The sequence below is a fragment of the Paraburkholderia sp. SIMBA_054 genome, assembly GCF_046534875.1.
GTDB lineage: Bacteria > Pseudomonadota > Gammaproteobacteria > Burkholderiales > Burkholderiaceae > Paraburkholderia > Paraburkholderia hospita.
Window position 1 is genome coordinate 158,015 of the sequence record NZ_JAWRXV010000007.1, and the last position, 26,305, is coordinate 184,319.

The window sequence follows — 26,305 nt, forward strand, 5'->3', positions numbered from 1 at the left end:
GCTTTGCCTTGACTGAATGTGTTGACGCGAGCGGCCGCTAGTGGGGCCACTCCGATCCCAGCACCAGCCCGCAAAAATTCAGGCGCCGGTAGTCCGGGTCCCATCTGTCGAGCACGTCCGCGTTGACCGTGCCGAACGTCGTTTCGGGCCGATGCTCCATGCCGCACGCGTACGCCTCGATCAGTTTCGTCTTGAAGCCGCGTTCGCGCGGAAACGCCTGCACGATGTCATCGCGCTGCTGCGCCATGAACTCGTGATAGCGCGCGCCGCGCACATCCATGTGCACGCCGGCGCTGAGCAGCGCGACGAGCGGCGACATGTGTTCGGGAATGCCCGGCGTGGTATGCAGCGCGATCGCGGTCCACACTTGCGCCGCCTCGGATTCGTCGGCGCGATGACTGCGCAGAAACTCGCGCGCCGCGTTTGCGCTGTCGATCTCGAAGCGGTTCGGCGAATGGCTATACCGCTCGTTCAGCCCGACGTTGTGAAAAAGCGCGCTGACGTACAGCAGTTCCATATCGAATGCGAGCGCGTCCTTGCAGCCTATCAACGCAGCGAACAGAAACACGCGCAGCGCGTGATGCAACAACAGCTCGGGCTCGATACTGCGAACATGCTCGAAAGCCGCGCGAGCCAGCACGCCGTCGGGAATGTCGACGCCAGCAACGTTCTTGTTCATGTTGACTCCTCCGCGCCGGATAACGCCCGGCCATGTGCTCCAATGCACCTTGCAGCGTAGCAATGCGGAGTGAAGAATACTTTGTCGATGCATTAAAAAACCTGAATACACGCGATGAAATTTGCGTGCTTCAATGCCGGATTCCCCTGTTTTTTAGCGCCTGCCATGCTCACAGCATTGCGCGGCGCGTGCCGCGAAACACCTCGCGTTTCTACTAAACACATTGCTGCTGGCCGTGTAGGCGGATGCGTCGCGCGCGGTTTCGCCCTTTAAATTTCCTGAAAACGACTCGTTGCGAGGCGCACGAAGCATACGCCTGCCGCCGCTCGCTTTTGGTTGCGTCCAGCGCAATGCGGGATTGCAGCGTGGACGGATTCATCAAGCTGCGCGCAACGGATCAGGTATCCGCATCGAATCATGCCCGCCGCCCTATACCAACGTATGAGGCCCTGACTACTTGGATTAAGCAGACGTCCCAACGTACGATGGTTCATTCCGTCGCCTCGGTCTATCTTTGTCTCAAGCGGCAAAAAGTCGTATTCCGCACAAGACAAAACGGATTAGACAGCACGAGGTGAACGGTTCCATGGACAAGATCTTGAGCATGCGTATTTTCTCGCGCGTCGTCGAGTCGGGCAGCTTCAGCGCGGTGGCAGACCACATGAACTGCAGCACGGGCAGTGTGTCGCGCGCCGTGTCGTCGCTCGAAGACCATCTGCACGCGCGACTCCTGCAACGTACGACGCGCAAGGTTTCGCTGACGGAACCGGGCGAGCGCTACTACCAGAAGTGCAAGAAGATCCTCGCCGATCTGGAAGACGCCGAAGCCGAAGCGGGCGATGCGCATACCAGCGCGCGCGGCACGCTGCGGATTCACTGCGTGACGGATCTGGGCCTCGCGCAACTGACGCACTCCATTCTCGAGTATCGCAAGCGCTTTCCGACCGTCGCGGTGCAATTGAAGTTTCTGCCGCGCATGGCGAATCTGCTCGAAGACGAAGTGGATGTGTCGATCGTCGCCGCGCCGACGCTGCCCGACTCGCGCAACGTCTGCAAGCTGATCGGTCACAGCGAGCGCGTGCTGGTCGCCTCCCCTGCCTTTCTTCAGACGCATCGGATCGAAACGGCGAGCGATCTCGACGAGCACGCGCTGACGCCGATGCCGTTCCGTGTCGAGCCGAACGGCCATCCCGTGAAGCTCAGCCTGGTGAAGCCGGCGGGACAATCGACGGGTCAGGAAGGCGCCGGCCAGTTCGCGATCAACGACACCGAGGCGATCCGCATTGCGACGCTGGCGGGCGCGGGCGTCGCGGCATTGCCGGTGCACTGCGTGATAGACGACATTCGTAATGGAAGGCTGCTTCAGTTATTCCCCGAATCGCGCCTTCAAAATACGAGCGTTTTCGCCGTTTATTCAAGCCGGCATCATATCGACGCGAAGATCAAGACCTTCATCGACTTCATGACGTCGCATCTGAGAGAGGCGCTCGACGCCCGCCTTTTAAACGAGCACCAACATCAAACCTTCAGCCGTGTAGCGCGCGTAATGGAGAATGCATGATGCGCACCATCGCCTTTCCTTTTTTCCGACCCAGCTATGCGGTTGCCGCATGTAGCGTTGCCTTGGCTGCGACCTGTGCGTATCAGGCGCCGGGCATAATGCAGGCGATTCTCGTGGTCGGCGCGAATGCGCAATTGCCGCTCGAGCGTCTGGCCGCCGAAGCCGGCAAGCCAACGCCCGTGTCGGCTACGGATGTTTCATCGCCGTGGAAGGAACATGTGCCCGCGCGAGCGCGGCCTGCGATGCAAAAGCTCGACAGTTTCGGCGAGCCGCTGCGCGACCGGCATGCGCATCGTGGCATGTATGGATACCAGCGCAGCGTGACCGATTACAAATACTGGACGTAACCTCACAGTTCATTTTCGCGCTTAAAAAAGCGGGCGATTTGTGTCAGACAAATCGCCCGCTTTTTTTTTCATTCGTGATGAACGACGCTGTTCGCTTCTTCATTGGCTGACCGCTAAAACAAGGCACCAAACGAATCGCTCGCGGGCTTAATCACCTCGCAACCGGTCAGGCAACTCCGTGTGGAAATAAAACCAGCGGGCAAACAGACAAGACGCTTTGTTTCCGTGACCCGATCATTCGCTCAATGACACTGGTTCGACTGGACAGGAAACGGAAATGGGCAAAAAAAAGGTGATCCGCATTTACAGCGACCCCGCAGGCGGTTGGGGCGCGCTCAAGGCAACGGGCGAAGCGCTGACGCTTCAAGGCATCCCCGTGTCCGGCGCAAAGACGCTGCTGCACATGAACCAGCCGCAAGGCTTCGACTGTCCGGGTTGCGCATGGCCCGACCCGAAGCACACGTCGTCGTTCGAATTCTGCGAGAACGGCGCGAAGGCCGTCGCGTGGGAAGCGACCGTGAACCGCTGCACGCCGGAGTTCTTCGCCGCGCACAGCGTTTCCGAGCTCACCGCATGGGACGACTACGACCTCGAAATGGTCGGCCGCCTCACGCATCCGATGGTCTATGACGCCATCACGGACCGCTATGCGCCCATCAGCTGGGAAGATGCCTTCGCGCTCGTGGGTCGCCATCTGAACGCGCTCGACCATCCCGATCAGGCCGATTTCTATACGTCGGGCCGGGCGTCGAACGAAGCGGCGTTTCTCTACCAGTTGTTCGTCCGCGAGTTCGGTAGCAACAACTTTCCCGACTGCTCGAACATGTGCCACGAAGCGACGAGCGTCGGCTTGCCGCAATCGATCGGCGTGGGCAAAGGCACGGTGCTGCTCGAAGACTTCGAACACGCCGATGCGATCTTCATCTTCGGGCAGAACCCCGGCACCAACAGCCCGCGGATGATGAGCGACCTGCATTCGGCGTCGCGTCGCGGCGCGAAGATCGTGTCGTTCAATCCGTTCCGCGAGCGCGCGCTGGAGCGCTTCGCGTCGCCGCAAAATCCCGTCGAAATGGCGACACTAGGCTACACGCCGATCAGCACGTTCCTGTATCAGGTCAAGGTAGGCGGCGACGTCGCCGTGCTCAAGGGGATGATGAAGGCCATCGTCGAAGCCGACGACGCCGCGCTTGCCGCCGATAAACCGCGCATCCTCGACATCGAATTCATCCAGGGCCACACGCACGGCATCGATGCGCTGCTCGACGATCTGCGCGCGACATCGTGGGATGCGGTCGAACGGCATTCGGGTCTGTCGCGCGCCGATATCGAGAACGCGGCGAACATCTACATGCAGGCCGAGAATGCGATTCTCGTGTACGGCATGGGCATTACGCAGCATCATCGCGGCACGGAGAACGTCCAGCAGATAGCAAATCTTGCGCTGCTGCGTGGCAACGTCGGCCGCGAGGGCGCGGGCATTTGCCCGGTGCGCGGACATTCGAACGTGCAAGGCAACCGCACGGTCGGCATCACCGAGAAACCGAACAAGGGCTTGATTGAAGGCATCGAGCGCGCCTTCGGTTTTCGCCCGCCGACCAACCACGGCAACGACGTGATCGCAACGCTCGAATCGATGATGCGCGGCGATGCAAAAGTGTTCATCGGGTTGGGCGGCAATTTCGCGGCGGCGATTCCCGACTGGGTACGCATGCAGGAAGCGATTCGCAAGCTCGACCTGACCGTGCACATCGCGACCAAGCTCAATCGCAGCCATCTCGTGCACGGCAAGGAAGCGCTGATTCTGCCGTGCCTCGGCCGCACCGAAATCGACATTCAGGCGGGAGGCCCGCAGTCGATCACCGTCGAAGATTCGATGTCGATGGTGCACGCGTCCGCCGGCCGCAACGAGCCCGCGTCGCCGCATCTAATGAGCGAGCCGGCCATCGTCGCGGGCATTGCGCGCGCGACGCTCGGCGAGAAGTCGCGTGTGCCCTGGGAGCAGATGGTCGCGAACTACGACCATATTCGCGATGCGATCGAAATCGTGTTCCCGATTTTCCAGGCGTACAACGAGCGCATCCGCGTGCCGGGCGGCTTCCATCTCACGTCGAGCGCGCGCGAACGCGTGTGGGATACGCCGACGGGCCGCGCCAATTTCCTCGTCTTCAAAGGGCTCGACGAGAACCCGTGGCACGACGATCCCGACGCGCTGTGGCTCACCACCATGCGCAGCCACGACCAGTACAACACCACGCTCTATTCGCACTCGGACCGCTATCGCGGCGTGTTCGGCCAGCGCGACGTCGTGTTCATGAATCAGCACGAGCTGCAAAAGCGCGGGCTGCATCCGGGCGAGCGCGTCAATATCGTCGCGCTCTCGACGGATGGGATCGAACGCGTTGTCCGCAGCTTCAAGGTGGTCGAGTATTCGCTGCCCGACGGATGCTGCGGCGCGTACTACCCGGAGGTAAATCCGCTCGTGCCGCTCTACGCGTTCGATCCGCAAAGCCGCACGCCCTCGTACAAGTCGGTGCCCGTGAAGATCGTGCGTGCCGCCGCCGTCGGCCCCGACTCCGCAACGCGCGCCATCGTCGTGCAAGCTGCGCCGCAAGCCGAGGAGGCCAGCCATGCTTGATCATGTTGCCAACCTGTCGCGCGCGCAGTTTGCGATGACGGCCATCTTCCATATTTTGTGGCCGATCCTGACCATCAGCCTGTCCGCGTTTCTTTTCCTCGTCGAAGCGCTGTGGATCAAGACAGGCGACGTGATGTTGTACCGTCAGGCGCGCTTCTGGAGCAAGCTGCTGGTGCTGAACTTCGCGGTCGGCGTGGTCAGCGGCATTCCGATGGAGTTTCAGTTCGGCACCAACTGGGCAGGTTTCTCGCAGTATGCCGGCCAGTTCATCGGCAACATTCTCGGTTTCGAAGGCGCGATGGCGTTCATGCTTGAAGCGGGTTTCGTCGGCGTGATGCTGCTCGGCTGGGGCCGCGTGCCGCGTGGCGTGCACCTGTTTGCGACGGGCATGGTCGCGCTCGGCTCCAGCATCTCGGCGTTCTGGATCATGGTCGCCAACTCGTGGATGCAGACGCCGGCGGGTTATGCCGTGGTCGACGGCAAGATCGAGGTGACCAACTATCTGGCCGCGATCTTCAATCCCGACATGGTGTGGGGCGTGTCGCACATGTGGGTCGCGGCAATCGAAACGGGCATGTTCGTGATCGCGGGCATCTCCGCGTACAACCTGTTCCGCAGGCGCCACCCCGACTTCTTTGCGCGCTCGTTCAAGATCGCGCTCGCCGTGCTGGTGATCGCTGCGCCGCTGCAGGTCTGGCTCGGCGATTCCAGCGGCGTGAGCGTGTTCGAAACGCAGCCCGCGAAGGGCGCGGCCATCGAAGGCCACTGGCACACCAATGCGCCCGGCACGGGCGCGTCGTGGTCGCTGCTCGCGTGGCCCGACAAAACGGCGCAGCGCAACGACTGGTCGCTGGAAGTTCCCGGCATGCTGAGCGTGCTCGGCACGCACTCGCTGCACGGCCAGGTGAAGGGCCTCACCGACTTCAAACCCGAAGACCAGCCGCCGATGCTCCCCCTGCTCTACTACGCGTTCCGCGTGATGGCGGGCATCGGCTTCTGCTTCATGCTGCTGTCGTTCTGGACCGTCTACGCGCTGCGCAAGGCGCGCGGCAGCCTCGATGCGCTGCTCGCGCGCCGCAAGCTGCTGCTCGCGTGGGTGTTGTGCATTCCGCTGCCTTACGTCGCCGTCGAAGCGGGCTGGATCGTGCGTGAAGTGGGACGTCAACCGTGGGTGGTGTATGGGCTGCTGCGCACGAGTCAGGCGGCATCCACAGTCGCGCCCTCGTCGATCTCGCTGAGCATGGTGATGTTCTTCGCGTTCTATGTCGTGCTGCTCGTCACGTTCTTCGTCCTCGCGCGCCGCTGGCTGCGCACGGGCCCCGATCTGACCAGCGTGCCGCCTGCGATCGTCACAGCGGACGCTGCGCGCACCGCGACGACGAAATCCATTTCCGGCTATTGATGCCGCGTACTCCGCTCAAGAGGTTGCTTCATGGATAGCTCTACACATTCGTTGCTGGCCTACGTGTGGTTCGGCCTGCTCGGCCTGATGCTGGTCTTCTACGTCGTGACCGACGGCTTCGATCTCGGCGTCGGCATTCTCAGCCTGCTGCGCACGCGGCGTGAAGATCGCGACGTGATGGTCGAGTCGATCGGCCACGTCTGGGACGCGAACGAAACCTGGCTCGTCGTGCTCGGCGGCGGACTGTTCGGCGCGTTTCCGATTGCGTACGCGCAACTGATGCAGGATCTCTATCTGCCCATCATGGGGCTGATCGCCGGGCTCATCATGCGCGGCGCGGCGATCGAGTTCCGCCACAGCGTCGACCATGGTCCGCTGTGGGACAAGGTGTTCGGCATCGGCAGTCTCGTCGCCGCGCTCGCGCAAGGCGTCGTGCTCGGCAAGATCATCACGGGTCTCGTGCCGGGCGAGATGAGCCAGGGGTTCATCGTCGTGGCGGCGATCGGCGTGGTCGCGGGCTATACGCTGCTGGGCGCGACGTATCTGGTGAAGAAGACGGTAGGCATGATCGAGCAATGGTCTCGGCGTCTCGCGCTGCTGAGCGCGATGCTGACGGTCGCAGCCGCGCTGCTGCTGACCATCGCGACATGGTTCTTCAGCGATGTCGGCCTCGAGCGCTGGACGCAGCCGGGCGTCATGCATGTGCTGATCGCGCTCGGCCTCGCGGCGGCGCTCGCCTTCGCGTTCATCGTGGCGTCGCTGTACATGGGCGCGTCGCGCGGGCCGTTTCGCGGCGCGGTGACGCTGTTCATTGTGTCGTTCGTCGGCCTTGCCGTCAGCCTGTTCCCGGACTTCGTGCCCGGCAAGCTGGGCATCGTGCAGGCGGCTTCCGATTCGCACACGCTCGCGTTCATGCTGGCCGGTATCGGACTGATCTTCCCCGTGATGATCGGCTACAACCTGTACCAGTACTACATCTTCCGCGGCAAGGTCATTGGCGAAGCGCACGCGGGCGAGTGACGCTTTCTATGTTCGACGATGCGGCCACGCTTCAGGCCGCGTCGGCCTCACATTCCTGGAACACCGTCATGTCCCATTCCTACGCCTTCGTCGACGCAATACCCGCCGCGCAGTTCAGGCCTTTCAGCGAACATGCTGTCGAGGATATTTCGTCGCACCTGAACCCGTTGCTCGCCGATGTGTTCGCGCTGTATCTCAAGACGAAGAACTTTCATTGGCGCATGTTCGGTCCGCAGTTCCGCGACTGTCATCTGCTGCTCGATGAACAAGGCGAGCGCATCTTCGAAATCACCGATGCGATTGCCGAGCGCGTGCGCATGATCGGCGGCACGACGCTGCATTCGATTAGCGATATCGCGCGCCTGCAACGACTCGCCGAAAACGATGTACCCGCCGCGCCGCCGCAACAGATGCTCGCCGAGCTCCGCGCGGACAACCTGCGGCTCGCGGCCTTCATGCTGAGTGCGCACGCGGCCTGCGAAAAGCATCACGACATCGCGACGGCCAGCCTGCTGGAGAACTGGATCGCCGACGCGCAGCGGCGCGCGTGGGTTCTCCTCGAAGCGATGCGTTAATCAATCGCCGGGCGCGCGAGCATCAACCTTTCCAGCCTTCGAGAAAGTCGACCAGAATCCGGTTGACGATCTCCGGCTGCTCTTCATGCGGCAGATGCCCCGCGCGCGGAATCGCGTGCGTCACGACATCACGCGCCATGCCCTTCCAGACGTTCTCCATGTCGAACATCTGCCCCACCGCATAGAACGCCTCACCCCACAGCGCGAGCGTCGGCGCTTCGATCAGCACGTCGGCATCTTCCTTGTCCTGCGCAACGTCGACGGCGTTCGCGCGATAGTCCGCCATCGCGCCGCGCACCGCGCCGGGCGCCTCGTACGCGCGCACATAGGTTTCGAATGCCTCGCCCGAAATCGCGTTCGGGTCATAGCACCAGTCCGAGAAGAAATGCCGCAGCCACGCGCGCTCCTTGCCTGCAATCAGCGTCTCCGGCAGGTCGGGCACCTGATGGAACAGAAAGAACCAGTACGCGCGCGCGATCTTCGCATCGATCGCTTGCGCGACGATGCGCGTCGGCACGTTGTCCATCACGACGAGACGGTCCACCGCTTCGGGATGATCCTTCGCAAAGCGCGTCGCCACGCGCGCGCCGCGATCGTGCCCGACGAGCGCCACACGTTCGATCGACAGTTCGCTCAACAACGCGCGCAGGTCGTTCGCCATGGTCCGCTTGTCGTAGCCGCTCGCGGGCTTGTCGGTTTCGCCGTAGCCGCGCAGGTCCGGCGCGATCACGCGATAGTGCTGCGCGAGCGCGGGAATCTGATGCCGCCAGGCGTGATTCGTTTCGGGAAAACCGTGCAGCAGCACGACGGGCGCGCCTTCGCCTGCTTCGACATAGTGCTGGCGAATGCCGTTTGCAGTGACCGTATGATGCGTGAGGTCGATCGTGTTCGTCATGACTGATTCTCCAATGGTGATCCGGTCGATGCCGGTTGAGAATCAGTCTATTGAGCAGGCCGCCTGTGATTAAGCCAGGCGCGGGGATAAAGATACTTGATAGCGCTGCGGGTAATCGTATTGATTCAGGCCCGTTTCGCGGCCGGCTCGACCGCGCGGCTCAGTGCGTCGATACGTGCGCGGGCGTCTTCCAGCGCGGGCGTCAACGTCGAACGCAAATGATCGAGCAAGGTGCGGACTTTCGCCTCCAGATAACGCCGCGAAGGATACACCGCGTACACCGTGAACGGCTTGAGCCTGTACTGCGGCAACACGCGTACCAGATTGCCGGTGACGAGATCCTCGACAACCGAATACGTCGCGAGCGTGCCGATACCCGCGCCGTCCAGCAACATTGCGCGCATCACGTCGGGCGCATTGACCTGGAGCGGCGCATGCGCGAGCGTAATGACCTGAGTGTCATGCGCGCTTTCGAGGTGCCATTCGTCGGGCGGCGAAACGGGTGTTTCGAGTTTGAGCAGCGTATGCGCGGCGAGGTCGTCGGGTGTGAGCGGCATGCCGTGCTGCTTCACGTAGCCGGGCGAAGCGACCATCAACGACCACGCTGAACCGAGCGACTGCGCGACATAGGCGGAATCGGGAAGCTGCGTCGCCGAGATCAGCGACACGTCGTAGCCGTCCTCGACCAGATTCGGCATGCTCTGCTCGATCTTCAGCTCGACGGATACATGGGGGTACGCGCGCTGGTAGCTGACCAGCGCCGCCGCCACCGTGCTTTGCGCGAGACCCGGCGCGCAATGCAGCCGCACCTTGCCCGCCGGCGACACGCTCGCGTTGCGCGCCTCGTCCGTTGCCGCATCGAGGTCCGCGAGGATCGCCTTCGCGCGTTCGTAGAAGCGGGTGCCCGCTTCCGTCAGCGACAGGTGGCGTGTCGTGCGATGCAGCAGCGCCGTCTGCAACTGCTCTTCGAGCGCCGTGACCGCGCGCGAAATCTGCGCAGCCGTTACGTCGTTCTCTTTCGCGACCGCTGTGAACGAACCCGTCTCGACCACCCGGGCGAACACGCGCATGCTGCCGACGATATCTGCCATTCGCTGACCCAGGCAAAGTGACTATCCCGTCTCGCACGACACGCCCGTTCCCGGCCGCATCGCGCCCCAAGGCGGGGACTATGCCATATGCGCCGCGTCATTCGCATTGCAGGGGACATCGCGTGCCGCCAGCATGGCACGATGCGCGCCGTTCAGAGGGTGTCCGCGTCGCGCAGGACGGACGCCAGGATCATCGCATCGCCATTGACGGGCGTGGGCCGCGGATTCGGCTTGTACACGGCGTCGCCGGGGCGGATGGCCTGGCCGCTCATCGCGCAGAAGCCCGGCATGCGGGCGCGCGCCATGCGCCAGACCTGATCGCCGAAGCAGCCGCGTGTCGAATCGCGCCACGCGATGGTGGCTGTCGACGGCGTCGGGCGATCGATCAGCGTCACCTGCGCGCCCACGGGCTCATCCGTGCTGCGCGTCTTGTGACGCGGCTGCGCTGCGGCGTCCGCGACGGCCATCAGGCGCGAAGTCGTCCCTAGCAGACCGATGGTCTGGGTCCATGGGTCCATCACGTTTGCGTTTGCCAGCATGTCGAAACTCCTGTGGAAAGCGATCGGTTCGGGCGAGGCTTGTGGACTGTCTGAAGTACGGGACGGCGCTTTAGCGTGCGTCGCTGGTCTTCTCTTTCCAGCGATGCGGCGTTTCGCCGACAAACTTCTTGAACACGGTCGTGAAGTGGGCCTGGGAGCGGAATCCGCAGCTCAGCGCGACATCCATCACGTTGTGCTTCGATGTCACGAGCAGATGCTGCGCATGCTCGACTCGCCGGCGCAGCAGATATTCATGCGGGCGCACGCCCGTTGCGCGGCGGAATTGCGCGGCGAAATGCATGCGTGTGAGGCCGGCACTCGCCGCGATGTCGGCAAGCCCAATGGGTTCGGCAAGATGGGCTTCGACGAACTCGATCACGCGGTTCATGCGCCACTGCGGCAGCGGCGCGGCTTCGCGCGAACGGCGGGTCGCGCCGGCGAAATGACGCCCGACGATATGCGACACGATCGCGAGGCTGACGCTGTCGGTGAACATCTTGCCGAGCGCGGCGTCGTTGCTCTGCGAGACGGCCAGCGCCTGGCCCAGACGCTCGAGCACGGGGTCGCGGATCAGGTCGGGATCGTCGAGCACGATGTCGGCGTCGCGCGAGTGCTGGAACAGGTCCTGATAGCACTCGGCGAGCACCTGCTGCGACACGAACAGGTGGAGCACGTCGGCGGACGACGAGAACACGGCTCGGGTCGGCACGCCGGGCGCGGTGACCTGAACGGCACCTGCCGTCAGACGGCCGTGTACGAGCCTGCGTCCGGCGTGATCGAAGGTGAGCGCCGCGCACTTCAGATTCAGGCCGATACAGTGATCGGCGACACTGCCTTCGTTGGACACTTCGAGCGGCGCGTCGCCGCCGTGGGTCCAGCGCATGACGATTACGTTATCGCGCTGCGTCGCGGCGTCGTACGCGGACGCGTTCATGTGGCGCCATTGCTGTTCGGCGACGATGGGGGATGCCTGGCGGCGCGACACGACATCGGCAAGCGGAGCGGGCAGGTCGATCAGTGTGGTGGTCATGGCAGGTTCTTCCGTTTTCAGTGATTTGATTGCGGCGCAAATAACGCTGCCGCGATGGAATCAAAGTTAAACGGATGGGCCTGGCGCGACTAGCCGTACATAGGGTTGCCGGTGCAGTCGAATGGTTGCGTCAACCTATATGAAGGTTTAATACCGGTTGGGGCGCGCGAGGCGCGGGATTTGTTGTTTTGGGCGGCGCGGCTGGGTGGGGGTTTTGGGTTTTCTTCGCTTGCAGCCGCGTTGTGGTGGATTGCCTGTGGGTTCGCTGGCATCCGCGCTTTGCCTTCGTGCTTCACGCGTTGCCCCTGTGCGGGGCGGCACCTACTTTTCTTTGCCGCCGCAAAGAAAAGTAGGCAAAAGAAAGCGGCTAACACCGCCAACTCTAGTTCTTGCCTGAGGGCCCCCAAAGGGTCTTCCGCTTCACACGGCAACGTCTTTGTTAGCGCGCGTTGCCAACGCTCCGAATGAACGCCTCACCCACTTCAAGCACCCGCACAAGGGCTAGCGGCAGCGAATGGTTTGTGCCGCCCAGGTGGCAAACTGTGTGTAGGTTGTCGCGACGTATGGCTTGGCGCTCTTACAGGGTGGAGCGCGTGCTATCGGTCCGAAGTGAGGCGTGTGTGGCGCTACGGCCTACACACAGTTTGCCGCTATAGAACGTCGGAAATTTGATGGGGCATGTTGAGACGCGGGTGCGTGAAGCGGGTGAGGCGCACCGCAAGAGCGTTGGCAACGAACATGGGTCACGTGGTTGCCGTGTGAAGCGGAAGACCCTTTGGGGCCCTCAGGCAAATACAAGAACTGGCGGTGTTAGCCGCTTTCTTTTGCCTACTTTTCTTTGCGGCGGCAAAGAAAAGTAGGTGCCGCCCCGCACAGGGGCGACGCTTGAATGGCAGACATCGTAGCGCGGATGCCAGCGAAACCACGGGCAAACCACCATAACGCGAATGTCAGCAAAAAACACAAGCAAACCCAAACCAACGTCGAAGACAAACAAAAACCTCAAGACCCGCGCTGCGTCCGCGTCGACGCCCCCACCTCCAACGACTTAACCCCCAACGCTTCCGCCTTAAGAACAAAATCAGCCAGCGACCGGGACTCCATCTTCTTCATAGCCTGCCCGCGATGAATCTTGACGGTAATCTCACTGAGGTTCATCTCAGCAGCAATCTGCTTATTCATAAGCCCACTGGCAACAAAAGCCATCACCTCACGCTCTCGCGGCGTCAGCGACTCATACCTTTTCCGCAAATCAGAAACCGAACGTTCGGACTTTCTCCGCTCCTCGTCTTTAGCGAGTGCAGTCGCAACCGCATCCAGCATGTCCTGATCCCGAAACGGCTTCGCCAGAAAATCCATCGCGCCAGCCTTCATCGCCTTCACAGACATCGCAATATCGCCATGCGCGGTCATAAAGATAATCGGCACATGCACATTGCCAGCAGCGATCTGCTCCTGCACAGCGAGCCCGCTCTGCCCCTTCAGCCGCACATCGAGAATCAGGCAACTGGGAATATCAGGCTTGTCCAACGACAAAAACTCCTGCGCAGACCCAAACGCCTCAACCCGCAAACCCACCGACCGCAGCAGCATCGTGACGGCCGCGCGCATCGAATCGTCGTCGTCGACGACATAAACGATCGACTGATTCGGGTCGTTCATTTCATCACTGCTCATCGCACGTTCCTTTATCGATCGGCAATACGAATTGCATCGTTGCGCCCTGTCCTTCTTCAGACTCGGCCCAGATACGCCCGCCGTGCGCCTCGACGATGGACCGGCAGATCGACAGCCCCATGCCCATGCCGTCCGTCTTGGTCGTGAAGAACGCGTTGAAGAGCCGCCCCACGTTCTCCTCGCTGATGCCCGTTCCCGAATCTTCGATGGCGACCTGCCCATAATGCCCGTCCACGAGGCTCGTTGCGATGCGCATGCGCCGCGCCCGTCCCGTCATGCCCGCCATCGCCTGCACGCCATTCATCACGAGATTGATGACCACCTGCTGAAGCTGCACGCGGTCACCGCATACGAGCGGCGGAGGCTCCGCATAGCAGGCTTCCAGCTCGACCCGCGCGGCGTCCAGCTCACGTCGCACAAGCTCGATTGATTCTCTCACGATACCGTTCAGATCGAGCACCGCCTGGCTCGGATCGCGCTTCTGCGCCATCGAGCGTATCTGGCGGATCACGTCGCTGGCGCGCTTCGCGTCGCGCACCATCTGGCTGATCGACTGGCCGACTTCGCCGAGATCGGGCTTCGCGCGGTTTAGCCAGCGCGTCGCGGCGTCGCCCGCAGTGACGATCGCGGCGAGCGGCTGCGTGACTTCATGCGCGATCGACGCAGCGAGTTCGCCAAGCATCGTCACGCGCGTGACATGCGCGAGTTCCGCCGTCGAGCGGTCGAGCGCGTCCTGCGCGAGCTGGCGCTCCGTCACGTCCATCAGCGCACCCACGTATTCGATGCTGGCCGACTGCGGCACGGCCAGATGCGCGACGTAGTGTACGTACTTGATCCGCCCGTCGGGCATCTGCAGCCGGTGTTCGTTGTCGATGTACGGCGCGCCCGACAACGCCGATTCGTACGCTTCGCGCACCAGCGCGAGATCGTCGGGATGCGTGCGCGCGAGAACCAGCTCGATGCCCGGCGTGTAGTCAGGCGAATACTCGAAGATCCGGTAGACCTCGTCGGACCACCACATCGCGCCCTCGGGCAGGCGCGTCGCGATGCTGCCCGTGCGGCTCAGGCGCTGCGCGTCGGACAGGAACGCCTCGCTGCGCTCCAGCGCCTGCTCGGCCTGCTTGCGCTCCTCGATGTCGGTATTGACGCCATACCAGCGCAGAATCTGGCCGTTCTGATCGCGCAGCGGGTCCGCGCCGATATGCATCCACCGGTACGAGCCATTGCTCTGGCGGATGCGTGCGACGTTCTCGAACGGCTTGCCCGTGGCAATCGCGCCGCGCCACGCCGCGTGCATCGCCGGCCAGTCATCGGGATGCACAATCGACGTCCAGACGTCGCCGCTGCCGCCCGTCAGCGTGATGCCAAGCTCGTTCCAGCGGCGGTTGATGTAGCTCAGTTCGCCATCGCGCGACGAACTCCAGACCATGCCGGGAATCGCGTCGATGGTCGCGCGCAGGTCTTCCTGTTGCCGCTGCAACTCGGCTTCCATGCGCTTGCGCATCGTGATGTCGTTGTTGGTCGCCAGTATCGCGCGCGGCTTGCCTTTGTCGTCGCGCCACAGCGCGAAGCGGCTCGACACGATGACGGTGCTGCCGTCGCTGCGCACGCGCTCCAGTTCGCCTTCCCAGCGGCCCTTGCGCACGACCTCGTCGCGCAGTTCGTCGATGGGAATCGATGAACTGGTGCGCGTCAGTTCGTGGATGCGCTGGCCGATTGCCTGCTCGGTCGTCCAGCCGTACAGTTCCTCGGCGCCCTGATTCCAGAACGTGATGCGGTCGTTCATGTCGTAGGCGACGATCGCGTCGTGCGTGAGGTTCAGTAACTGGATCTGCTCCTGCAGCCGCACCGTGTTCGCCTGGTTGCGCAACGCGAGAAACGAAGTCGTGCCGATGGCAAGCAGGCTCACGATGCCGCGCGCAATCGAGCCGCCCGAATAGTTCTCGTCGTGCGACATCAGGAAGGCTATCACCGTCAGCGCCGCGCACGCGCATGCCGTTGCGATCGTGGCATGCCGCAAGCCCGTCGACGCGACGAGCAGCACGACGACCACATAAAGCACGGCAATGGCGATGTCGAGCGGCGTCAGCGCGTCGATCACGAACACGATCACGCCGACGATGCCCGCAAGAGAAAAGAGAACGCGCGCGTCGCGAGCCGACGTCATACCTGCGCCCTGACGGAACATCATGACGCCCCGTGAACGCGCGGTATTGCTGTGGAGTGGAATGGACGGCACATCTTCGGCATAGGCGTTCCTCGCGAGCGCTTGTCTGCGGCATTTATTAGCGGCGCTTCTCTGCCGCATTTGTCAGCGGGCGGCGCAACCCTGATTCGCGCCGCCACACGCGTCGCTCGACAGTCGGACATCCAGCAAGCCGGCCCATTTCGATCCGGTAAGGATTCTATCCGAATAGCTCAATAACCCGCGTCATAGGGCCGCGGCGCGGCAACCCGCGCCGGCCTCATTCGCCCTGCGAGCCGTCGGGTTCCAGCCGCGCGAGGCAGCGTGACACTTCGGCGCCGTCGACAGGTTTGGTCAGCACGCACATCGCGCCCAGGTCGAGTGCCTGGCGGCGCACCGCGTCGGAAGCGAAAGCGGAGATGAAAATGATGGGCTGCGTCACGCCCATGTCCAGCAGATGACGATACATGTCGAGACCGCTCATGCCGGGCATTTGCACATCGGAGATGATGCACGCGACCTGGTCTACGTCGGATGCAAGGAACGCCTCGGCCGATGCGTACAGCCGGACGTCCCAATCCAGCGAACGAACAAGGCTAGACATCGCGGTGCGGACGGATTCGTCGTCGTCGATGACTGAAGCGATCGGATGGTTGTGCAAGCGACTTTCCTCGGCCGTTGGGTTACGACGGCACGGTTCTGCGTAATGCCGTTCAAGATGATTCCATCTTATGGGAATCGCCCCGCCGCGAGAATCATATGTAGGTATAGTTCTGACCCTCCGCGCGGCCTCGGGCCCCGCCCGTCAAGCCCGGCCGGCCTGCCTTACGGCGGATTCCAGCCTGCTGCCGTGCGTTTCGGAACCCGCGCGTGCCTTGCGGAAACCCGCTTGCGCCCGGCCTCCCTACATTGTCGACGTCGCGGGCAAACGCCCGGCTCAACCCATCGCGACGGGATAACCGTCTTTTTGCAAACGAGGAAAAACAACGTGTCCGCCGTCATTGAACATCTCGAAGGCGAAGCGCGCGAGCGCCTGATTGTCTGGCTCACACGCCGCATGCAGGAGTGCAATATCACATTGGAAGCGCTGCAACATGCGCTGCAGCAGGATATCGACGAAGCGAAACGGATCCGCTACCGCGATGCGTGGGGCAATACGTGGACGGGCGACGGCGAGCACCCGGAATGGCTGCGCCGCGCAGTGGCGGCGGGGCAAAGCGTCGATCACTTTCTGTGCGAGTGACGCGAATGGCCAGCATGACGCGAACGACGCGAATGCGACATCTCGCAGGTCCTTAAGCGTCTCTTCATCTTGCCGTCCGTATCATGACGACGGTTCCTGTGTACCCCCTCGTAACCACGGGAACCGATTCAGCCGACGACGACGTCGGCTTTTTTTCGCGCCGATCCAGACGCGCGGCGGCTGGCGCGCTATGCGTGGCGCTCGGGCGGCACAGCCCCCGTCAGCACGTCCAGCACATACTCCTTGACCAGCGCGCGCACGTCGCCCGACGTATTGCCGAACTCGGCGCCCACCAGGGTTTCCCCGTCCTTCGTGCGGCGGTTGCGCGCGATGCAGTTCAACGGCGCCGTGCGCACGCGGCCGGCACGCGCGAGCGGCAGCGAGAGCTTGAAGTGCTCGCCAGGCGCGAGCGAATTCGAGTTCGCGTTCACCAGCAGGCCGACGCCCGCGGCGCTCAGATCGACTGCGCGGACTTCCGTCCCCGCCATGGGCCGGTCGTTTTGCGAGAGGCGCGCCGTCACGTCAATGCCGACGCGCACATGCCGCCGCAGCGCACGTGAGCGGACTTCCGTGGGGTAACGCAGATAGAGCACGTCGAACGGCGTCGTATGGCGGCCGATGACTTCCGACTCGAACGCATGGCGATAACGCCCCGCGATGAACTGCCCTTCGACAGCCTCGCCCGCCGCGAACGCGGGATCGACGCCCGCGCCCGCGAGCAGCAGGCTGACGTCGTCGAGCGCGCCGACGAAGCGGGTGCGCGAGGAAATGGCCGGGCCGTTTGCCAGCGTGATCACGAAGTCTTCGGGGATACAGCCCGACACGGGAAATGGACCCACGAGCGTCTGGTCTTCATGGCCGCGCCGCGCGCGCCCGGCGGACGCGGGGGTGGTGTCCGCGTCCTCAGGTGTCGCGTCGTCGCGGCGCTCGCCGGTGAACGGATGCCTGAACGGCCCTTGCGCGAAGAGCCGCTCGCATTGCATCGCGCTGTGAACGATGTGCCCGCGCGCCATCAGCAGCCTGCCGTCCGCCGTGTAGACGGAAAACGGCAGTGGAACGCCGATCGTGACTTCCCGTTGCGACAGCGGCACCAACGGCATGACTCGTTTTCTCCTCTCGAATTTTTTACCGCATCGCATTCGTGCAGTGCGCGCAGCGCGTGCAGGCAGCAAGTATGCACGACGTGGCCGCCCGGACCAACCTGGCAAACGTTTGTCTGACTCGATTGTTTGGACAGACGCATGCAAAACGCCGTCGCGCGCAACGCCGGACCCGCAAAGGTTGGTTTCCAGCGGCTCAAGAATCTTCGCGGCGGCGCGTCCCTATAATGGCCGCCATTACCGGCGTTTGCGTTACTGCGTTTCGCGTGCTATCACGGGACAACCCGCCCGCCTATTGCACAGGACAATTCGACATGACTACCCAGGCACTCACCTCCGGCATCGATCACGTTGGTCTCGCCGTGCGCGATCTGAACCTGACGCGCGATTTCTTCGTCGAATGCCTGCACTGGAAGCAGGTCGGCGAAAAGCCGGACTACCCCGCCGCGTTCGTGTCGGACGGACACGTGATGCTGACGCTGTGGCAAGTCACCAATCAGGCAGGGCTCGTGGCGTTCGACCGCAAGACCAACGTCGGCCTGCATCATCTTGCGTTGCGTGTCGGCAGCGAAGAGGCGCTCAACGAGATTTTCGCGCGCGTCTCGCAGTGGCCCGGCGTCAAGGTCGAGTTCGCGCCGGAGAACCTCGGCGCTGGACCGAAGCGTCACACGATGATCTATGAACCCGGCGGCATCCGGCTCGAGTTCGACTTCGATTCGCGCCTGAAGGCGGCTGGCTAAGCAGCGCATCGCGCTCGCCAACCCCTGATCCATGACGGGCAGAAAAGGCCACGGTGATGAGCTATCACCGCGGGTGATACCCCTATCAAAACAAACCGCGCGTTCTCCTCGTGATCTGTTGCTAGAGTGATGCCAGTGCAGTTGGGCAGCAACAGAGCAGAGGTTGAGCATGGACCAGCTTTACATGTTGAGGGCGTTCGTCTCGGCGGCGCAGCATCAGAGTTTCAGCAAGGCGGCGACCTCGCTGGGCGTGACGACTGGCTCCATTTCGAAGGCGATTGCGAAGCTGGAAGCTTCCATCCAGACGCGCGTGCTCCATCGCACGACGCGCTCCGTCACGCTGACGGAAGAAGCGCAATCCTATTACCTCAGTTGCTGCCGCCTGCTCGAAGAACTCGACGAAGCGAATCGCCGCATCATGCGCGAGCGCGAAGTCGACAGCGGCAAGCTGCGTCTGGTGATTCATCCGATGCTGGTGAGCGAAACGTTCTCGCAGTTCCTGTCCAGTTACCGCGCCGTCGCGCCGAACGTGAACCTCGTCGTTTCCGTCGACGAAGGCGCCGTCAATCTCTATGACGGACAGTTCGACATGGCGATGCTTCCGCCGCATCAGGTCGAGCAGTCGGCTGTCATTCGCAGAACTTTGTTCAAGTCGTCGCGCTCGCTGGTCGCATCCGCCGATTATCTTGCGCAACGCGGAACGCCGCATTGCGCGGCGGACCTCACCGAGCACTTTCTGCTGTTGCCGTCCCAATCGCGCCAGCGAAGCACGAACTACGTGCAGGTGATCGAAAACGGCGCGCCTGTGCAGGTGATTCCGATGTCGTCGATGGACGGCAACGACGTGCTGTTACGCGCGGCCGCGCTGGCGGGCGCTGGCATTGCGGAGTTACCGGAAGCGATGGCGCGGGAAGATGTGGCGATGGGCAAGCTGGTGCCCGTGTTGCCCGGCTGCTCGATCTCGGATAGCGAAGTCGAAATTTGCCTGTTCTATTCGCATCGGGAATTGCTGCCCGCGCGCTTCAGAACGTTTGTCGACTTTTGCACCGAGTTCTTTCGTCTCAACAGCGCACGGCGGCGGGCGCCCTTGCTGGAAGCCCAACCGCAGGCTGCTTAAGCTACTGACTTAGGCTGCCGCCATCACAGGGCCGAGACGCGAGCGCGTCACTTCGACGAATGCCTGCATCGCGCTCGAAACGTAGGCGTCATGCCGGCGAATAAAGAGCGTAGCGACCTGCGCCTTCTCTGGCGGCAACGAATGAAGCGCGACGATATCCTGTTCCGCCGCGCTCGACACAACACCGCGCGGCAACAGCGTCACGCCGATGCCCGCCGCGACGCACGCGATGATCGCATCGAGCGAACCGAATTCGAGCGGCGTGGCCGTCACGATGCCCATTTCCGCCAGCAGCGCTTCCAGCCGCTGACGATACGAACAACCCAATCTGAACACGATGGTCTTGAGGTCGGGCACGGCGCGCAGCGCATCCATCGAACGCAGGTTGCGCGGCGTCACCAGCACCAGTTCTTCCTGAAAGATCATCTCGGCATGCAGCTCCGGATGTTCGACGGGGCCTGCGACAAACGCGCCATCGAGTCGGCACGCGGCGACCTCTTCCGTCAGGCTGCAACTCGTGCCCGTAGTCAGAGAGAGGCGCACTTGCGGATAGATTCTGGCGAAGTTGCTCAGTATCGGCGAAAGGCGCAATGCGGCCGTCGTTTCGAGCGTGCCTAAAGCGAGCGCGCCGGCGGGCGGGCCGTCGTCGAGCGCTGCGAGCCGCGCGTCCGCAAGCAGTTTCGCAATGCGCGCCGCGTACGGCAGCATGCGTTGCCCAGCGGGCGTCAGGCTGACGCCGCGCACATGGCGCTGAAACAGCGCGACACCGATTTCCCGTTCGAGAGACCGGATTCGCGCTGTCACGTTGGACTGAACGGTATGAAGTTCGGCAGCCGCCCGGTTCATGCTGCCTTGACGGGCCACTGCCTCGAACACCTTGAGGTCGGCGACATCCATGCTGTGTACCTCGATGAGATCGACAAGGCCTGGATACTGTCATCACAGGCCCGCACTGCGCTGCGGCGCAGGTCGATCGTCATCCTACACCAAAGCCGGATTGTGCATCGGCGCGCTGATCACAGCCATTGCTTCTGGCAAGGCCTCAACCCGTCTTTTGGGCTTTGAATTCCTCGCCATTGATACGGCTCGATATGCTGATGTTCTCGCGCGGATGCTCATGCAGGATCACATTGATGATCTTCGGGTCGGAACCGATCGCGTCGTGCGTGACCTGAATGATGTCGCGCATCAGTTGCTCGCGGCGCGCCGGTGTCAATCCAGCGGCGATATGGCATTCGATAAAAGGCATGCTGATACTCCTGCGATGTTTATTTGAGGCGGCTGATCAGTTCTTTGTCGTTGGCTGCGCCTTCCACGTATTCGGGAAGATGCTCGCCATGCTCGACGAAGTTGATACCCCTGCCCTCGCGAAACACAATGAAGATGTCGTTCTTCGTTTCGCCTGTCGCCTCGCTGACCACACGCAGCAGACCCGCTGCAAGCTGACGTTTCTGTTCGTCCGTTCTACCGTATCGCATGTCACATGAAATCAGGGCCATTCGAATCTCCTGTATGCCTGAATCAATTATTGAATTCCCGGATGCTTTGCCGGGTACACCGCTTCTCGATTGACTTTCGTGAGGAGTTGCATCAACTCAGAGATCTTGTGTTCTTCGAGCCTGGAAACGAGATCGACGATCTGGCCACGCAGCGTTTCGTCCGCATAGGGCTCGCTGAGCCAGTTGAATTTTTCGACAGTCCGCTCCCAAGTGAACGGATTGTCGAGACCGCCTTCAAAGCCCACATGCTCCTTCGACACCACACGGCCATCGCGGCAGCGAATCGTAACGCGCGTATTCAATGCCTTCGGGTATTGGGCCGAAAAGGCGGCGTCGGGACGTATCGTGACTTTCTTCAGCAGCGCTTGCGCGTCGGCTGCCTGGACACGCGCGGGTTCCAGTTGAGCGGGACCGACCTGATCGTCGAGCAAGGCAGCGGCAATCAGATACTTGAGGTTGTAGTCGGCCTGCTCTTTCGTTTGCGGATCGTCTTTCGCACCGAAGCCGCCACCGCCCGCGATGTCATAGCCCATCTGGAAGATGTCGCAAACCACATCTTCGACGTCGCCGCCCGTTATGCCGTGCGCGCGCTTGAGATCCAGCGTGGCTTCGAGCACGGGCTGACCGTGAATCAGCGAGCAGTACTTCTTCATCACGGTCTGATGGACCACCTCCAGCCTCGAATCTTCCCAATCCACTTCGACCGGCTGATCGAACATGCGCACGAGTCCGTTCGGTCCTTCGAAAAGACGTAGCGGCCCCGTAAAACCACGCTTCGCAAGCGACGCCGAATAAACCGCTCGCATGCAGGTTATGCCGGGCGAAAAGCCCTTCCAGTACGACACGGGTTCGGAGTGAACGCAGGAGAGCGAGATGTTGTCGACGGTGGCGATGGCGATCGCATGCGCGATTTGATCCGCGTCGAGGCCAAGCAATTTTCCCGAAGCGGCCGCTGACGAAATCGCAAGTTGAATTGCGTGGTTGAAACCCTTTGCCATGACGGGAACGATTGCCGTAATGCGGCAGCCGATCTCATACGCAACCGCGAGCGCAAGCATGAACGATTCGCCGTCCGCCGATGCATGCTCGGCGGCGGCCAGTATCGCGCCGAAGTTGTCGCTCGGATGACAAAGACCGCCTGGCGACATGTAGCTGTCGAGCAGGTCCACGTAACGCACGAGCGCCGAGTTGTACAACGCCGCCTGATCCGGAGAAGTCGAGCCGCCGCCAATCAGCGTACAGGTGCCGCCGCTGCGATATTCGTCGAACTGCTCCCGGAGCGCCTTGAAAGGCGAGCCTGGCAATGCGGCGATTGCACACCCCAGGCTATCCAGGATGTTTCGCTTCAGCAAGTGCCGGGTCTGCGGCGTGAGATGACTGACGTGCGCAACGTCGGCAAACCGCCCGATACGTTCGACAGCGGTAAGAGTGCTCATGGCTTGAAGGTCTCGCGTGAAGAACGGGTGACTCAATGTCGCACCGCTCACTGCGGAGATCAAGCGAAGGGTTTGGATACCGCTATCTGTTGCGCTGATAGTGACGACGCATTTTCAGGCATTACTTTTCGCCTACAAAACGCTACACAGGCGATGTACGGCAGACACAAATCAGATACATGCACACGTTTCAATCTTCCGACGCTTATCCTCGAAGAGATTGATTATCGTGTCAGAAGATTTATCTAATCGCCGCCGCTTTATGTTCGCAGCCGCAGCAAGCGTCGCAACGTTGACGACGCTCGGCAACATGCCGCATGCGCTTGCTGCATCGACTCGCGACGCCTCAGCGTCCGCAACGCCGCTAACAACGCTTCCTGTACGCCAGGTTCGCACGGATCTGCTCGACATCGGCTATCACGAAGCGGGACCCGCCGAAGGCCGCCCCATCATTCTTCTCCACGGCTTTCCGTACGACATTCACAGCTACGTGGACGTCGCGCCCATGCTCGCAGCGCAGGGCTTTCGCGTAATCGTGCCGTATCTGCGCGGCTTCGGAACGACGCGCCTTCTGTCAGCGGATACGCCGCGCGCCGGTCAGCAGGCGGCCGTCGGCCAGGACGTGATCGAACTGATGAATGCACTGGATATTCCCGAGGCTGTGCTCGCCGGATACGATTGGGGCGGACGCGCGGCTTGCGTCGTCGCCGCTATCAAGCCTTCGCGCTGCGTCGGCCTTGTTTCCGTGAACAGCTATCTGATCCAGGATATCTCCAAAGCGGGCGCGCCGCTGCCGCCTGGCATCGAACGCGGCCTCTGGTATCAGTACTATTTTCAGACCGAACGTGGCCGTGCGGGACTCGAAGCCAATCGACGCGAGCTTGCGCACATTCTGTGGAAGAACAATTCGCCGACGTGGCATTTCGACGAAGCGACCTTCGAGCGTTCGGCGAAAGCATTCGACAATCCGGACTTCGTGGATATCGTCATCCATTCATACCGGCATCGACTTGGCCTTGCAGCGGGCTATTCGCAGTACGATGAGATCGAGAAGAAGCTCGCATCGATTTCACCCATTACGGTTCCGTCAATCACACTGGACGGCCTCGCGGACGGCGTGATCCCTGCCACCGATGGCCGCGCGTCAGCAGCGAAGTTCACCGGCCCGCGCATTCACCGACAGATTCCGAACGCGGGCCACAACCTGCCGCAGGAAGCGCCCAAAGCTTTCGCCGATGCCTGCGCGGAACTCGCGCGCAGCGGCAAGTGGAGAACCTGAGCTTTATCGTGCAACGCGCGCCGATGTTTTCCGGCGCTTTTGCTGCACGCCGCTTGCCGTCATCAGATCGCACTGAACGGGATGAGTGATTTCCGTTGCAAGCCCGCCCGCGAGAAAGAAGAAGATTGCCAAAAGCCGTTTCATGATTGCCTCCAACATTGATTCACGCCTTTGTTATAGCGCAGAACATGCGCCCATTTGTGTCCCAATGTATCGAAGCACCCCACTGATACAAGACGATTCAAACACGCGACACGGCGACACAGCAGAGATACGCGAGGACGTTCAAATACAGCCATGTCTTCCAATCAAAGGACGCTGACATGTTCTCCCGAATCAAAACCCTGACTACCGTCGTTGCCATTGCCGCCGTTGCCGGGCTGGGTGCAATGGTCGCCAACAGCGGCGCCGCGACGGCCGTTCCTGCCGAAAACAACCGCGCTGCGCCGGAATTCGCCGGAATCGATCAATGGCTGAATTCACCGCCTCTGACCATGCAGCAATTGCGCGGAAAAGTCGTGCTCGTCGATTTCTGGACGTACACATGCATCAACTGCGTCAATACGCTGCCGCATGTCGAGAAGCTGTATCAGAAGTACAAGGATCAAGGCCTTGTCGTCGTCGGCGTGCATACGCCTGAATACGCGTTCGAGCGCGAGACGAAAAAGGTCAAGGCGGCGATTGCCGAATACGGGCTGCATTACCCCGTCGCGCAGGACAACCAGTACGCGACGTGGAACGCTTATGGCAACCAATACTGGCCGGCCGTCTATCTGATCGACAAGCAGGGGCACATCGTCTATAGCCATTTCGGCGAAGGCGATTACGACAAGACGGAAGCAGCCGTCCGCGAGCAACTGGCGCGTGCGGGTTGATGTTGGCAGACGTGGCTAAAGCGCGGCGTGTGTGCCGCGCCATCCGCTCAAAATGCGCTGCGATACGCGTACAGACCCGGCAGGCCGCCCGTCATCAGGAACACGACCTTCGAGCCTGGCGCGAACGTTTTGCTTCTAATGTCGTGCAGCAGGCCCGCGAACGCTTTCCCGCTATACACAGGGTCCAGAAGCAGGCCTTCGACGCTCGCCAGAAGCCGCACGGCTTCACGCATCGCGTCGGTGGGAATGCCATAGCCTTCACCGCGCTGCCCGCCCTCAACGATCACGCTCGCGTCGGGAAGCACCGCATCGGGCCGCAGCAGCGCAAGCGTTTCCTTCGCCTTCAATCGCGTATTGGACAAGGTGTTCTCATGCGTCGCCAGCACGTTATGCGAGACGACACGCGTCGGGTCCTCGCCCATCGCCAGCAAGCCGGCGACGAGACCCGCCTGCGTGCCGCCGCTGCCGTTGGGCACGTCAATGCGGTCGAACGAAACACCCAGCGCGCGCGCCTGTTCGAGAATTTCCACCGCACACGCCGCATAACCAAGATTGCCGACAGCAGACGAGCCGCCCAGCGGCGCGAGATACACCTTGTGTCCGGCCTTGCGCAGCTCGTCCGCGCGGTTTTGCGCGAACGCCATCGCATCGGCATTGCCGGGCAGATCATGAATGCGGGCGCCGAGCAGCTCGTCGAGCAGCACATTGCCGTTGTGGACGTAATCGTCGTCTTCGCGCGGCACCATGCGCGTCAGCACGACCTCGCAAGCAAGGCCCGCACGCGCCGCCGCTGCGGCCGTGAGCCGCGCGTGATTCGACTGGCGCGCGCCCACCGTGATGACCGTGTCCGCGCCCTGCGCGAGTGCTTCGCCCAACAGGAACTCGAGTTTCCTGAGCTTGCTGCCGCCACCGCCGAGTCCCGTGACGTCGTCGCGCTTGACGTAGATATCCACGTCGCCGAGCAGCTTGCTCAAGCGGCTGAGATGCTGGATCGGCGTGGGCCCTTCGATCAATGCGTAACGAGGAAAGGCGGTGAGATCGAGAGCGGGTGCGTTCGACATGCGGAAATCTCCAGGTGTTCGGCGTCGTTTGTCGCGCAAATGTTAACGCATCGCCGCGTGCTTCGCATGCCGCGTTCAACGGCCATCAATCCCCGAAAATATTGAACATCAGGAAACAATCGATGAACACATTATTCGCGTTTGCACGCGCCTTTGCGGGCTCATGGCCCGGTTTTCCGCTCTCGCTCTCCCAATCCAGCGAGATTATCGAGTATCACGCCATTCCGTTTTTACATATATATCGCACGCGATTTACTCGCAACCGATTGACAAATTCCTAGACCTCAGTATCATCTCGCATGTGATTCCATCGTATGCG

At 62.0% G+C, this 26,305-nt stretch carries 26 protein-coding genes; 11 read left to right on the forward strand and 15 right to left on the reverse strand.

Annotated features, from left to right (window positions below; translation table 11 throughout):
• Positions 1 to 37: 37 nt before the first annotated feature.
• The gene (locus SB822_RS10925) at positions 38 to 679 is read right to left on the reverse strand and encodes an HD domain-containing protein (protein WP_410854652.1); all 642 of its coding nucleotides are present in this window, start codon (positions 677 to 679) and stop codon (positions 38 to 40) included.
• Positions 680 to 1,265: 586 nt separating this feature from the next.
• On the opposite strand from SB822_RS10925, the gene SB822_RS10930 reads away from it, so the two are divergent.
• The 6 genes from SB822_RS10930 (at position 1,266) to SB822_RS10955 (ending at position 8,219) form a co-directional block, all read left to right on the forward strand.
• A complete protein-coding gene (locus tag SB822_RS10930; RefSeq protein WP_079502670.1) occupies positions 1,266 to 2,240 on the forward strand; it encodes a LysR family transcriptional regulator in 975 nt (324 codons plus the stop codon).
• Complete coding sequence (locus SB822_RS10935; RefSeq protein ID WP_100215964.1) at positions 2,237 to 2,587, forward strand: hypothetical protein; 351 nt, start codon at positions 2,237 to 2,239, stop codon at positions 2,585 to 2,587. The genes SB822_RS10930 and SB822_RS10935 overlap by 4 nt, the downstream gene beginning before the upstream one ends.
• Positions 2,588 to 2,864: 277 nt before the next feature.
• Entirely contained in the window at positions 2,865 to 5,222 is a 2,358-nt protein-coding gene (locus SB822_RS10940; RefSeq protein WP_410854653.1) for an FdhF/YdeP family oxidoreductase, read from the forward strand.
• A complete protein-coding gene (locus tag SB822_RS10945; RefSeq protein ID WP_410854654.1) occupies positions 5,215 to 6,624 on the forward strand; it encodes a cytochrome ubiquinol oxidase subunit I in 1,410 nt (469 codons plus the stop codon). The genes SB822_RS10940 and SB822_RS10945 overlap by 8 nt, the downstream gene beginning before the upstream one ends.
• A gap of 30 nt (positions 6,625 to 6,654) precedes the next feature.
• Positions 6,655 to 7,644 carry a cytochrome d ubiquinol oxidase subunit II gene (locus SB822_RS10950; protein WP_079493934.1) on the forward strand — a complete coding sequence of 330 codons (990 nt, stop codon included), beginning with the start codon at positions 6,655 to 6,657 and terminating at the stop codon, positions 7,642 to 7,644.
• A 68-nt stretch (positions 7,645 to 7,712) separates the two neighbouring features.
• Positions 7,713 to 8,219, forward strand: coding sequence for a Dps family protein (locus tag SB822_RS10955; RefSeq protein WP_079494618.1), 507 nt, complete (start codon positions 7,713 to 7,715; stop codon positions 8,217 to 8,219).
• Between the two features lie 22 nt (positions 8,220 to 8,241).
• Here the strand turns inward: SB822_RS10955 and SB822_RS10960 are convergent, their stop codons facing one another.
• The 7 genes from SB822_RS10960 to SB822_RS10990 form a co-directional block, all read right to left on the reverse strand.
• A complete protein-coding gene (locus tag SB822_RS10960) occupies positions 8,242 to 9,114 on the reverse strand; it encodes an alpha/beta fold hydrolase (protein WP_079502667.1) in 873 nt (290 codons plus the stop codon).
• Positions 9,115 to 9,239: 125 nt separating this feature from the next.
• Complete coding sequence (locus SB822_RS10965; RefSeq protein ID WP_410854655.1) at positions 9,240 to 10,205, reverse strand: LysR family transcriptional regulator; 966 nt, start codon at positions 10,203 to 10,205, stop codon at positions 9,240 to 9,242.
• A gap of 152 nt (positions 10,206 to 10,357) precedes the next feature.
• Positions 10,358 to 10,744 carry a DUF3331 domain-containing protein gene (locus tag SB822_RS10970; RefSeq protein WP_007579026.1) on the reverse strand — a complete coding sequence of 129 codons (387 nt, stop codon included), beginning with the start codon at positions 10,742 to 10,744 and terminating at the stop codon, positions 10,358 to 10,360.
• Between the two features lie 70 nt (positions 10,745 to 10,814).
• The gene (locus SB822_RS10975) at positions 10,815 to 11,774 is read right to left on the reverse strand and encodes a helix-turn-helix domain-containing protein (RefSeq protein WP_114223470.1); all 960 of its coding nucleotides are present in this window, start codon (positions 11,772 to 11,774) and stop codon (positions 10,815 to 10,817) included.
• Positions 11,775 to 12,776: 1,002 nt separating this feature from the next.
• A complete protein-coding gene (locus tag SB822_RS10980; protein WP_007750123.1) occupies positions 12,777 to 13,451 on the reverse strand; it encodes a response regulator transcription factor in 675 nt (224 codons plus the stop codon).
• Positions 13,441 to 15,642: a PAS domain S-box protein gene (locus tag SB822_RS10985; protein ID WP_410854656.1), complete on the reverse strand. Its 2,202-nt coding sequence runs from the start codon at positions 15,640 to 15,642 to the stop codon at positions 13,441 to 13,443. Before SB822_RS10985 ends, SB822_RS10980 begins: the two co-directional genes overlap by 11 nt.
• Positions 15,643 to 15,916: 274 nt before the next feature.
• Positions 15,917 to 16,297, reverse strand: a complete 381-nt coding sequence (locus SB822_RS10990) for a response regulator transcription factor (protein ID WP_410854657.1) — start codon at positions 16,295 to 16,297, stop codon at positions 15,917 to 15,919.
• A gap of 327 nt (positions 16,298 to 16,624) precedes the next feature.
• On the opposite strand from SB822_RS10990, the gene SB822_RS10995 reads away from it, so the two are divergent.
• A complete protein-coding gene (locus SB822_RS10995) occupies positions 16,625 to 16,879 on the forward strand; it encodes an H-NS family nucleoid-associated regulatory protein (protein WP_007579036.1) in 255 nt (84 codons plus the stop codon).
• A gap of 188 nt (positions 16,880 to 17,067) precedes the next feature.
• On the opposite strand, the gene SB822_RS11000 is transcribed toward SB822_RS10995, so the two are convergent.
• Positions 17,068 to 17,979: a PilZ domain-containing protein gene (locus SB822_RS11000; RefSeq protein ID WP_410854658.1), complete on the reverse strand. Its 912-nt coding sequence runs from the start codon at positions 17,977 to 17,979 to the stop codon at positions 17,068 to 17,070.
• Positions 17,980 to 18,293: 314 nt separating this feature from the next.
• Here SB822_RS11000 and SB822_RS11005 point away from each other — a divergent pair, with 314 nt between their 5' ends.
• A complete protein-coding gene (locus SB822_RS11005) occupies positions 18,294 to 18,719 on the forward strand; it encodes a VOC family protein (RefSeq protein ID WP_410854659.1) in 426 nt (141 codons plus the stop codon).
• 169 nt (positions 18,720 to 18,888) lie between these two features.
• Complete coding sequence (locus SB822_RS11010; protein ID WP_007734233.1) at positions 18,889 to 19,836, forward strand: LysR family transcriptional regulator; 948 nt, start codon at positions 18,889 to 18,891, stop codon at positions 19,834 to 19,836.
• A gap of 9 nt (positions 19,837 to 19,845) precedes the next feature.
• Here the strand turns inward: SB822_RS11010 and SB822_RS11015 are convergent, their stop codons facing one another.
• From SB822_RS11015 to SB822_RS11030, 4 genes are all read right to left on the reverse strand, one after another.
• Positions 19,846 to 20,733, reverse strand: coding sequence for a LysR family transcriptional regulator (locus SB822_RS11015; protein WP_079493956.1), 888 nt, complete (start codon positions 20,731 to 20,733; stop codon positions 19,846 to 19,848).
• Between the two features lie 145 nt (positions 20,734 to 20,878).
• Positions 20,879 to 21,085: a tautomerase family protein gene (locus SB822_RS11020; RefSeq protein ID WP_007579041.1), complete on the reverse strand. Its 207-nt coding sequence runs from the start codon at positions 21,083 to 21,085 to the stop codon at positions 20,879 to 20,881.
• A 19-nt stretch (positions 21,086 to 21,104) separates the two neighbouring features.
• Positions 21,105 to 21,335 carry a tautomerase family protein gene (locus tag SB822_RS11025; RefSeq protein WP_007579042.1) on the reverse strand — a complete coding sequence of 77 codons (231 nt, stop codon included), beginning with the start codon at positions 21,333 to 21,335 and terminating at the stop codon, positions 21,105 to 21,107.
• A 26-nt stretch (positions 21,336 to 21,361) separates the two neighbouring features.
• Complete coding sequence (locus SB822_RS11030; RefSeq protein WP_410854660.1) at positions 21,362 to 22,771, reverse strand: MmgE/PrpD family protein; 1,410 nt, start codon at positions 22,769 to 22,771, stop codon at positions 21,362 to 21,364.
• 262 nt (positions 22,772 to 23,033) lie between these two features.
• Here SB822_RS11030 and SB822_RS11035 point away from each other — a divergent pair, with 262 nt between their 5' ends.
• On the forward strand, positions 23,034 to 24,050 hold the full coding sequence (locus SB822_RS11035; protein ID WP_410854661.1) for an alpha/beta fold hydrolase: 1,017 nt from the start codon (positions 23,034 to 23,036) through the stop codon (positions 24,048 to 24,050).
• Positions 24,051 to 24,053: 3 nt separating this feature from the next.
• On the opposite strand, the gene SB822_RS11040 is transcribed toward SB822_RS11035, so the two are convergent.
• Positions 24,054 to 24,194 carry a hypothetical protein gene (locus SB822_RS11040; protein WP_007734221.1) on the reverse strand — a complete coding sequence of 47 codons (141 nt, stop codon included), beginning with the start codon at positions 24,192 to 24,194 and terminating at the stop codon, positions 24,054 to 24,056.
• 179 nt (positions 24,195 to 24,373) lie between these two features.
• Between SB822_RS11040 and SB822_RS11045 the strand changes: the two genes are divergently transcribed.
• Positions 24,374 to 24,925 (forward strand): thioredoxin family protein, encoded by a 552-nt coding sequence (locus SB822_RS11045; protein WP_007734220.1) that lies wholly within the window; start codon positions 24,374 to 24,376, stop codon positions 24,923 to 24,925.
• Positions 24,926 to 24,972: 47 nt separating this feature from the next.
• Here SB822_RS11045 and SB822_RS11050 read toward each other — a convergent pair whose 3' ends face one another.
• Positions 24,973 to 25,986, reverse strand: coding sequence for a D-cysteine desulfhydrase family protein (locus SB822_RS11050; protein ID WP_410854662.1), 1,014 nt, complete (start codon positions 25,984 to 25,986; stop codon positions 24,973 to 24,975).
• Positions 25,987 to 26,305: the final 319 nt, after the last annotated feature.